The organism is Pseudomonas sp. 2VD, from assembly GCF_005503585.1.
GTDB lineage: Bacteria > Pseudomonadota > Gammaproteobacteria > Pseudomonadales > Pseudomonadaceae > Pseudomonas > Pseudomonas aeruginosa.
The window spans coordinates 1-8,949 of sequence record NZ_SCND01000261.1 but is presented as its reverse complement, the minus strand read 5'-3'; the positions used below and the strand labels follow the sequence as shown (position 1 = coordinate 8,949).

Here is an 8,949-nt window from a genome sequence, read left to right as displayed (position 1 = left end):
CTTCCTGCGGGTTCGGCGCAGCGACGAGGCCCAGGGCGGCATGCTCGCCCGCGCCCAGGAACTGGAGGCGTTGCAGGAGCGGCGGGAGGCCCTGGAAACCCGTGTCGCCGAAGGCGAGGAGCGTCTGGCTGCGGCCCGCGACGAGCAGCGCGAGCTGGAAGGCGCGCGCGAGCAGGTGCGGCGCCAGGTCCAGGAGGAGGGGCGCCGGCACGGCGAGCTGAAGGCGCAGTTGTCCGCGCAGCAGGCCAAGGTCGAGCAACTGGTACTGCGTCGCCGCCGTCTCGACGAAGAAGTGGCGGAACTGGCCGAGCAGCGCGCGCTGGAACAGGAGCAACTGAGCGAGGCGCGCCTGACCCTGCAGGAAGCGCTGGATAGCATGGCGCTGGACACCGAGCGCCGGGAAACCCTGCTGGCGGAGCGTGACGCCCTGCGCGAACGGCTCGACCGGATTCGCCAGGATGCCCGTACCCACAAGGACCATGCGCACCAACTGGCGGTGCGGGTCGGCTCGCTGAGGGCGCAGCACAATTCCACCCAGCAGGCTCTGGAGCGCCTCGACCAGCAGTCGGCGCGCCTCAACGAGCGTTGCGAACAGCTCAACCTCAATCTGGAGGAGGGTGCGGCGCCGCTGGAAGAGCTGCGCATGAAGCTCGAGGAGTTGCTGGAGCGACGGATGGCCGTCGAGGACGAACTCAAGCAGGCGCGGCTGGCCCTGGAAGACGCCGATCGCGAACTGCGCGAGGTGGAGAAGCGCCGCGGCCAGGCCGAGCAGCAATCGCAACTGCTGCGTGGCCAGCTGGAGCAGCAGCGCCTGGAGTGGCAGGGGCTGGTGGTGCGGCGCAAAGCCTTGCAGGAGCAGCTCGCCGAAGACGGCTACGACCTGCACACGGTACTGGCCAACCTGCCCCTGGATGCCAGTGAACGCGAATGGGAGGAGCGTCTCGAGAGTCTCGCGGCGCGCATCCAGCGTCTGGGGCCGATCAACCTGGCGGCGATCGAGGAGTACCAGCAGCAGTCCGAGCGCAAGCGCTACCTGGACTCGCAGAACGACGACCTGGCCGAAGCGCTGGAGACGCTGGAAAACGTCATCCGCAAGATCGACCGGGAAACCCGCAATCGCTTCAAGGAAACCTTCGACCAGATCAATGCTGGCCTTCAGGCATTGTTCCCGAAGGTATTCGGCGGCGGTACGGCATATCTGGAACTTACCGGCGAAGATCTACTCGATACCGGTGTGGCGATCATGGCGCGCCCGCCGGGCAAGAAGAACAGCACCATCCACTTGTTGTCCGGCGGGGAAAAGGCGCTGACCGCGCTGGCGCTGGTATTCGCCATCTTCCAGTTGAACCCGGCACCGTTCTGCATGCTCGACGAAGTCGATGCGCCATTGGACGATGCCAACGTCGGACGTTATGCGCGATTGGTGAAGGAGATGTCGGAAAAGGTGCAGTTCATCTATATCACCCACAACAAGATCGCCATGGAAATGGCCGATCAGTTGATGGGCGTGACCATGCATGAGCCGGGCTGTTCACGGCTTGTTGCAGTTGACGTGGAAGAGGCGGTCGCATTGGCTGAAGCCTGAGTGTCAGGCAGTGTAAACTTGTGCATGGGCATGTTAGTTTAATGGCCACTTTTTGTATCGCGTGGGAAAGTTCTGTCAGAACAAGGTTGGCTCCACGTTTCAAGGGACAGGACGTCCTTTTTTCATTTTTTTATTCACCATTTTCACTAGGGGCTACGGAATTACATGGATATCGGTCTGCGCGAATGGCTTATCGTTATCGGGCTTATCGTGATCGCCGGCATTCTCTTCGACGGTTGGCGGCGGATGCGGGGCGGCAAGGGCAAGTTGAAGTTCAAGCTCGACCGCAGTTTCGCCAATCTGCCGGACGACGACGGCGACTCGGCTGAACTGCTGGGGCCGGCGCGGGTGGTCGAGCATCGCGAGCCGTCCTTCGACGAACAGGACCTGCCCAGCGTCAGCGCCCGCGAAACCAAGGAGCGCAAGGGCGGCAAGCGCCAGGAAGAGCCGCGCCAGGGCGATCTGGACCTCGACGAGGGGCTGGCCCTGGAGGCGGACCCGAGCGATGCCGCCGAGCCGGTGGAGCCACGCAAGGGCAAGTCGAAGGGACGCAAGGAGAAAGAGCGGGAGAAAGCCCCTGCGGTCGCCGCCGAACCTGCTCCGGTCGACGAGGTGCTGATCATCAACGTCATCGCCCGCGACGAAAGCGGCTTCAAGGGGCCGGCCTTGCTGCAGAACATCCTCGAGAGCGGCCTGCGCTTCGGCGACATGGACATCTTCCATCGCCACGAAAGCATGGCCGGCAATGGCGAGATCCTGTTCTCCATGGCCAATGCGGTGAAACCGGGCACTTTCGACCTGGACGACATCGACAACTTCAGCACCCGCGCCGTGAGCTTCTTCCTCGGCCTGCCGGGGCCGCGCCATCCGAAGCAGGCCTTCGACGTGATGGTCGCCGCCGCGCGCAAGCTGGCCCACGAGCTGAACGGCGAGCTGAAGGACGAGCAGCGCAGCGTGCTGACCGCCCAGACCATCGAGCACTACCGCCAGCGCATCATCGACCATGAGCGCCGCAGCCTGATGCAGAAGCGCTGATCCGGCCACAGCCCCTTTCTTCGTGCGGGAGAGGGGGCGAACTACTCTATAGAGCAGCCGAGGCTGCTCTTTTCGTTTCACGGACTCCCACCATGACCGACACCCAGGCTGCCGCCGAACGCATCGCGCAACTGCGAACCGAACTGGACACTCACAACTACCGTTACTACGTGCTCGACGAACCGAGCATTCCCGACGCCGAATACGATCGCCTGTTCCGCGAGTTGCAGGCGCTGGAGACCGAGTACCCGCAACTGCTGACGCCCGACTCGCCGACCCAGCGGGTCAGCGGCACGCCGGCCTCGGCGTTCGGCGAAGTGCGCCATGAGATCCCCATGCTCAGCCTCGGCAACGCCTTCGAGGAGCAGGACCTGCTGGACTTCGACCGCCGCGTACGCGAAGGACTGGCCGACCTGTTGCCTGGCGGCGACCTGCTCGGCGGTGGCGCGGAGGTCGAGTACAGTTGCGAGCCGAAGCTGGACGGCCTGGCCGTCAGCCTGCTCTACGAGCGCGGCCAACTGGTGCGCGGCGCCACCCGCGGCGATGGCAGCACCGGCGAGGACATCACCAGCAACGTACGCACCATTCGCAACGTACCGCTGAAGCTGCACGGCGAAGGCTGGCCGGATATCCTCGAAGTGCGCGGCGAGGTGTTCATGTCCAAGGCCGGTTTCGAGGCGCTCAACGCCAAGGCCGTGGAAACCGGCGGCAAGACCTTCGCCAACCCGCGCAACGCGGCGGCCGGCAGCCTGCGCCAGCTGGATTCGAAGATCACCGCCAGTCGCCCGCTGGAGTTCTGTGCCTACGGCTTCGGCCAGGTCAGCGGGACGCTGCCGGACACCCAGGTGGGCATCCTCGAGGCGTTCCGCGGCTGGGGTATCCCCATCAGTCGCGAGCTGCGCCTGGTCAAGGGCGCCCGGGCCTGCCGCGACTACTACGACGACATCGGTCGCCGACGCGATGCGCTGGCCTACGAGATCGACGGCGTGGTGTTCAAGGTCAACCGCATCGCCTTCCAGCGCGAACTGGGCTTCCGCGCGCGCGAGCCGCGTTGGGCGATCGCCCACAAGTTCCCCGCGCGCGAGGAGCTGACCGAGCTGCTGGGCGTCGAGTTCCAGGTCGGCCGCACCGGCGCCGTGACCCCGGTGGCACGCCTCAAGCCGGTGCAGGTGGCCGGCGTCACGGTGTCCAATGCGACCCTGCACAACATGGATGAAGTCGCCCGCCTGGACCTGCGCATCGGCGATACGGTGGTAATCCGCCGTGCTGGCGATGTGATTCCGCAGGTCATGCAGGTGGTGCTCGAGCGCCGCCCGGCGGATGCGCAGGCGATCGAGGTACCCGAGCATTGCCCGGTCTGCGGCTCGGCCGTGGAGCGGACCCAGTTGGTCAAGCGCAGCAAGGGCAGGGAGTCGATCAGCGAGGGCGCTATCTATCGCTGCGTCGGCCGCCTCTCCTGTCAGGCGCAGTTGAAGCAGGCGATCATCCATTTCGTATCGCGCCGAGCAATGGACATCGACGGTCTTGGCGACAAGATCGTCGAGCAACTGGTGGATCGCGGGCTGGTCGCCTCGCCGGCGGATCTCTATACCCTGACCTATGAACAGGTGTTCGAGCTGGAAGGGTTCGCCGAGCTGTCCACCAACAACCTGCTGGCGGCCATCGCCGACAGCCGCAAGCCTTCGCTGGCGCGCTTCATCTTCGCCCTGGGGATTCCCGACGTCGGCGAGGAAACCGCCAAGCTGCTGGCGCGTTCGCTGGGTTCGCTCGAGCGGATCGGCAAGGCGCTGCCGGAAGTGTTGACCTACCTGCCGGACGTCGGCGCCGAGGTGGCCTACGAGATCCACAACTTCTTCGCCGACGAGCACAACCGCCAGGTGATCGCCCAGTTGCGCGATGCCGAACATGGCGTGCAGTTGCAGGAAGAGGGCGAGGTCGCCGCGGAGTTCGCCGCTTGTGCCTCGCTGGCCGGTTTCATCGACAAGCTGAACATTCCCTTCATCGCCGCCACCGGCGCGGAAAAGCTGGCCAGCCGCTTCGGTTCGCTCGACGGCATCATCCGCGCCGACTGGCTCGATCTACGCCAGGTGGAGCGTCTGCCCGAGCGAGCGGCGAAAAGCCTGCGCGATTTCTTCGACGAGCCGGCCAACGTGCAGCGTGCCCTGGCCATCGAGGCGCAGTTGCGTGAGTTCGGCATGCATTGGCAGAGCGAGCGCAAGGCGGTCGAAGGCCTGCCTCTGGCCGGGCAGACCTGGGTGCTGACCGGCACCTTGGAGGCGATGAGCCGGGACGTGGCCAAGGACAAACTGGAAGGGCTCGGCGCCAAGGTGGCCGGCTCGGTGTCGGCCAAGACCCACTGCGTGGTCGCCGGGCCCGGCGCCGGCTCGAAGCTGGCCAAGGCCAACGAGCTGGGCGTGAAGGTGCTCGACGAAGACGGCCTGCTGAAACTGTTCGACGAGCACGGCGTCGCCCGCTGAAGCGGCGGCGCTGCTGCGAAAGATTTCCGAAGACTGGAGTGAACGATGGACAAGGCAAGAAAGCAGCGGTTGCTGGGCGTGCTCGCATTGGTGGTGCTGTTCGGCGCCTACGTGGGTTGGAGCGAGCGGCCGCGCATCCTGCTGCATTACAGTGGCCAGGCTTCGGCGCCGATCGCCTACAGCTACAAGGAGCAGGGCGTGGAAACCTTCTCCGGGGAGATCCGGCCCGGCCAGGTCCGCGAGTTTCCGGTGAAGCTGTTCGGCGGCAGCGATTACCGGATCGCCTTCTCCTTCCATCGCGGTGAGGAGAAGTATGCGTCGTTCAGCACCAAGCCGGGCTGGGGCACCCTGGACCTGTATGTCGATACCGAGCTGAGCGTATCGACCCAGCCGCCGCCGGAGGGTCTGATCCAGCAGCAATGAACCGCTTTCGCGAAATGGATTGCAAACGTAAGTGCTTGAAGTGGTTGTAACTTACGCGCAAGCCGGTAGAATGGCGCGGCCTACCCGAGGGTAGGCTGCAATGGTGGCCCTGTCGGTCCTCCCGCAACGATTACCCGTCAACCTGGTCAGGTCCGGAAGGAAGCAGCCACAGCGGGAACATTGTGTGCCGGGGTGTGGCTGGCGGGGCCGCCTCCATTTCGTAGGTCCTTAATTCTAAAGGACTTCCTCTCCTGAAAAACTCTGAGTGTGACAGCGCCCTGGTACACCTGTGTGGTGCGCCGTAAGGGCGATTCTAGCCGTCCGCTTTTCTCTGATGTAGGCCGTCATACCGCTGAATCGCTGTAGAGCTGGTGCTCTGCTGTCCGTACCGAAGCCTTCGCTGCTGCCTTTGAGCTGGGTCAACTGGCGGGCTGTGCTTGCCAATTGCCAGTATCGATGCCTGTTACTACGATGAATGTGTTCTCAACAAGGAGCGTGACATGGAATTCGTAGAGCGACTGAATGCACTCTCAGCCAAGGTTCGACAGCAAGGCGGGGCGATCCAGACGGAGGAAGGCACCAAGACTGCCTTGGTGATGCCCTTCATAAACTCTGTGCTCGGCTACGATGTGTTCGACCCGTCCGAGGTGACGCCTGAATACATCTGCGACATCGGTACCAAGAAAGGCGAGAAGATCGACTACGCCATTCTGAAGGATGGCCAGATTCAGATTCTGATTGAGTGCAAGAAGATCGGTGAGCCTTTGCACATCAATCATGCCAGCCAGCTTTTCCGCTACTTCCACGTCACGAGTGCCCGAATCTCCATCCTCACTAACGGGCAGGTCTACAAGTTCTTCACGGACCTAGACGCTCCCAACAAGATGGACGAAAAGCCGTTCCTGGAGCTTGATCTGCTGGATGTTGATGAGCACGTATTGCCCGAGCTCCAGAAGCTAACCAAGGCTGCATTCGATGTTGATTCGATCATCAATGCGGCTGGGGAGCTGAAGTACGTGAGTCAGATCAAGCGGGAAATGGCCAATCAGTTCAATCAGCCTGACGACGATTTCGTGAGGTTTTTCGCTGCGCGCGTATACGACGGAATCATCACGCAGAAGGTGCGAGAGCAGTTTGGTGTTCTAACCCGAAAGGCTGCGTCTCAATTTCTAGGAGATCAGGTCAACGACCGCTTGAAGTCGGCCATGAGCGGTGCAATTCAGCCGGCGATCACGATGGCGCCCGCAGAGCCTTCCATGGCATCTCAGGCTGAAAGCAATACTGACGATGACCGAGTCCACACCACGCTGGAGGAGCTGGAGGGGTTTCATATCGTTAAGGCTATTGTTCGGGCTGTCGTTGATGCGAAGCGGATTGTGCATCGCGATACGCAGAGCTACTTCGGCGTGTTGCTGGACGATAACAACCGGAAGCCGATTTGCAGGCTTCACTTTAATCGTAGTCAGAAGTACATTGGCCTGTTCGACCAAGAGAAGAACGAAACTCGTCATCCTATCTCCTCCCTGGATGACATCTACACATTCGCAGATCAGCTCAAGGGCTCCATTGCTTACTACGAATGAGCTGCGTGCTGCTAATAGGAGCCCGCTGACTAGCGGGCTTTTTCATTTCCTGTATTACTTCGCCCCGTTCCTGAGGCGATACCAGTTGGCGTCGGGTGATGCCTTGCCGGCGTTAGGAAGCTACTGGCGGGGCCGCCTCCATTTCAGGCCCGCCATTTTTCGCAGGCCGTCGACGCTCTCATCGGTAGCGCTGCAGTATCTCCTCGATCTCTCCGCTGCGCTTCATTTCCTCGAACGTCTTCAGTATCGCTTCCACCGGAACCTCCGCGGAATCCCGCACCAGGCAGCCCACCGCCGTTTCCTCGAGCTGCGCGGCTTCCTGGAGTGGCGGCTGCCCCGGCGCCTGGCGGTTGCTCCAGTGCAGCGACAGTTGATGGCTGACCGCGTAGCGGTAGCGGCCGGCGCGCAGCTTTTCCAGCACCAGATCCTGGGTGCGCGCATCGTCGCGGCGCAGTCGGCCGATGTCGAACAGCGCTTGCAAGCGGGGATAGCTGTAGCCGAGGACGGTACCGATACGCTGGGCCGGCAGCGCCTCGGGAATCGGCGCGAAGCCTTCGCGGGCGACCAGGATGTCGCGTTGCACCAGCAGCGCGACGCTCCAGCGATAGCCGGGGAAGTCGTGGCTGAGCCAGGCGGGGCTGATGTAGCAGCGGACATCGATTTCGCCAGCCGTCATCGCCTGCTCGATGCGCCCGCGCGGGTAGGGGTGGTAAAGCGCCTTGCGGCCGACCTGCCGGGCCAGGGAGCGGGTGATGTCGTAGACGATGCCGTCGATCGGCTGGCCCCGTTGCAGGCGGACCAACGGCATGCTCCAGCTTTCCATCACCGAGAAGCGCAATGGCGACGCGTCGGTCTCCGCGGCCGTCGCTGGCAGGGCCGCGAGCAACTGCAGCAGGAGCAGCGCCGGTGCGCCGAAATGAGGCATGAACGATGTCAGGGAAGGTAGAGTCATTGCCACCGACGAGGGCTGCTGAAGGGCCAGGGGAATTCTTAGCACGCAGTTTGCCAAGTCGGCGAGCGCAGAAGGGGTAAATTGCGCTAGCATTGGCCGACTTGTGCTTCCCTTCTGCGACGGTTTTCGATGAGTTATCAAGTTCTTGCGCGTAAATGGCGTCCCCGTTCCTTCCGTGAAATGGTCGGCCAGACCCATGTGCTCAAGGCTCTGATCAACGCCCTGGACAACCAGCGGCTGCACCATGCCTACCTGTTCACCGGTACCCGCGGGGTCGGCAAGACCACCATCGCGCGGATCCTGGCCAAGTGCCTGAACTGCGAGACCGGGGTCAGCTCCACGCCGTGCGGCGAATGCTCGGTCTGTCGCGAAATCGACGAAGGCCGCTTCGTCGACCTGATCGAAGTGGACGCCGCGAGCCGGACCAAGGTCGAGGATACCCGCGAGCTGCTCGACAACGTGCAGTACTCGCCGACCCGCGGACGCTACAAGGTCTACCTGATCGACGAAGTGCACATGCTTTCGTCGCACAGTTTCAATGCGCTGCTCAAGACCCTCGAGGAGCCGCCACCGCACGTCAAGTTCCTGCTGGCCACCACCGACCCGCAGAAGTTGCCGGTGACCATCCTCTCGCGCTGTCTGCAGTTCTCCCTGAAGAACATGCCGCCGGAGCGGGTGGTCGAGCACCTGACCCACGTGCTCGGAGCCGAGAACGTGCCCTTCGAGGATGACGCCCTGTGGTTGCTCGGGCGCGCCGCCGACGGCTCGATGCGTGACGCCATGAGCCTGACCGACCAGGCCATCGCCTTCGGCGAGGGCAAGGTGCTGGCCGCAGACGTGCGGGCGATGCTCGGTACCCTCGATCACGGCCAGGTCTATGGCGTGCTCCAGGCC

General features: G+C 63.2%; 6 protein-coding genes, 1 other RNA gene and 1 pseudogene. 7 read left to right on the top strand and 1 reads right to left on the bottom strand.

Annotation, left to right across the window (positions count from 1 at the left end; genetic code table 11):
* The 6 genes and pseudogenes from FFS27_RS23190 to FFS27_RS23165 form a co-directional block, all read left to right on the top strand.
* A pseudogene (locus tag FFS27_RS23190) lies at window positions 1-1,585 on the top strand (chromosome segregation protein SMC); the annotation flags it as partial.
* 165 nt (window positions 1,586-1,750) lie between these two features.
* Window positions 1,751-2,620 carry a cell division protein ZipA gene (zipA, locus tag FFS27_RS23185; protein WP_003110778.1) on the top strand — a complete coding sequence of 290 codons (870 nt, stop codon included), beginning with the start codon at window positions 1,751-1,753 and terminating at the stop codon, window positions 2,618-2,620.
* 92 nt (window positions 2,621-2,712) lie between these two features.
* Window positions 2,713-5,097: an NAD-dependent DNA ligase LigA gene (ligA, locus tag FFS27_RS23180; RefSeq protein WP_021264553.1), complete on the top strand. Its 2,385-nt coding sequence runs from the start codon at window positions 2,713-2,715 to the stop codon at window positions 5,095-5,097.
* Window positions 5,098-5,142: 45 nt separating this feature from the next.
* On the top strand, window positions 5,143-5,520 hold the full coding sequence (locus tag FFS27_RS23175; RefSeq protein ID WP_003083354.1) for a hypothetical protein: 378 nt from the start codon (window positions 5,143-5,145) through the stop codon (window positions 5,518-5,520).
* 110 nt (window positions 5,521-5,630) lie between these two features.
* Window positions 5,631-5,727: signal recognition particle sRNA small type (gene ffs / locus FFS27_RS23170), an RNA gene on the top strand.
* 293 nt (window positions 5,728-6,020) lie between these two features.
* Window positions 6,021-7,103 (top strand): type I restriction endonuclease, encoded by a 1,083-nt coding sequence (locus FFS27_RS23165; RefSeq protein ID WP_003133016.1) that lies wholly within the window; start codon window positions 6,021-6,023, stop codon window positions 7,101-7,103.
* Between the two features lie 178 nt (window positions 7,104-7,281).
* Here FFS27_RS23165 and FFS27_RS23160 read toward each other — a convergent pair whose 3' ends face one another.
* Window positions 7,282-8,148: a substrate-binding periplasmic protein gene (locus tag FFS27_RS23160; protein ID WP_021264554.1), complete on the bottom strand. Its 867-nt coding sequence runs from the start codon at window positions 8,146-8,148 to the stop codon at window positions 7,282-7,284.
* A gap of 36 nt (window positions 8,149-8,184) precedes the next feature.
* Between FFS27_RS23160 and dnaX the strand changes: the two genes are divergently transcribed.
* Window positions 8,185-8,949: DNA polymerase III subunit gamma/tau (gene dnaX / locus FFS27_RS23155; protein WP_137952228.1), on the top strand; the 765-nt coding region annotated here is incomplete at its 3' end.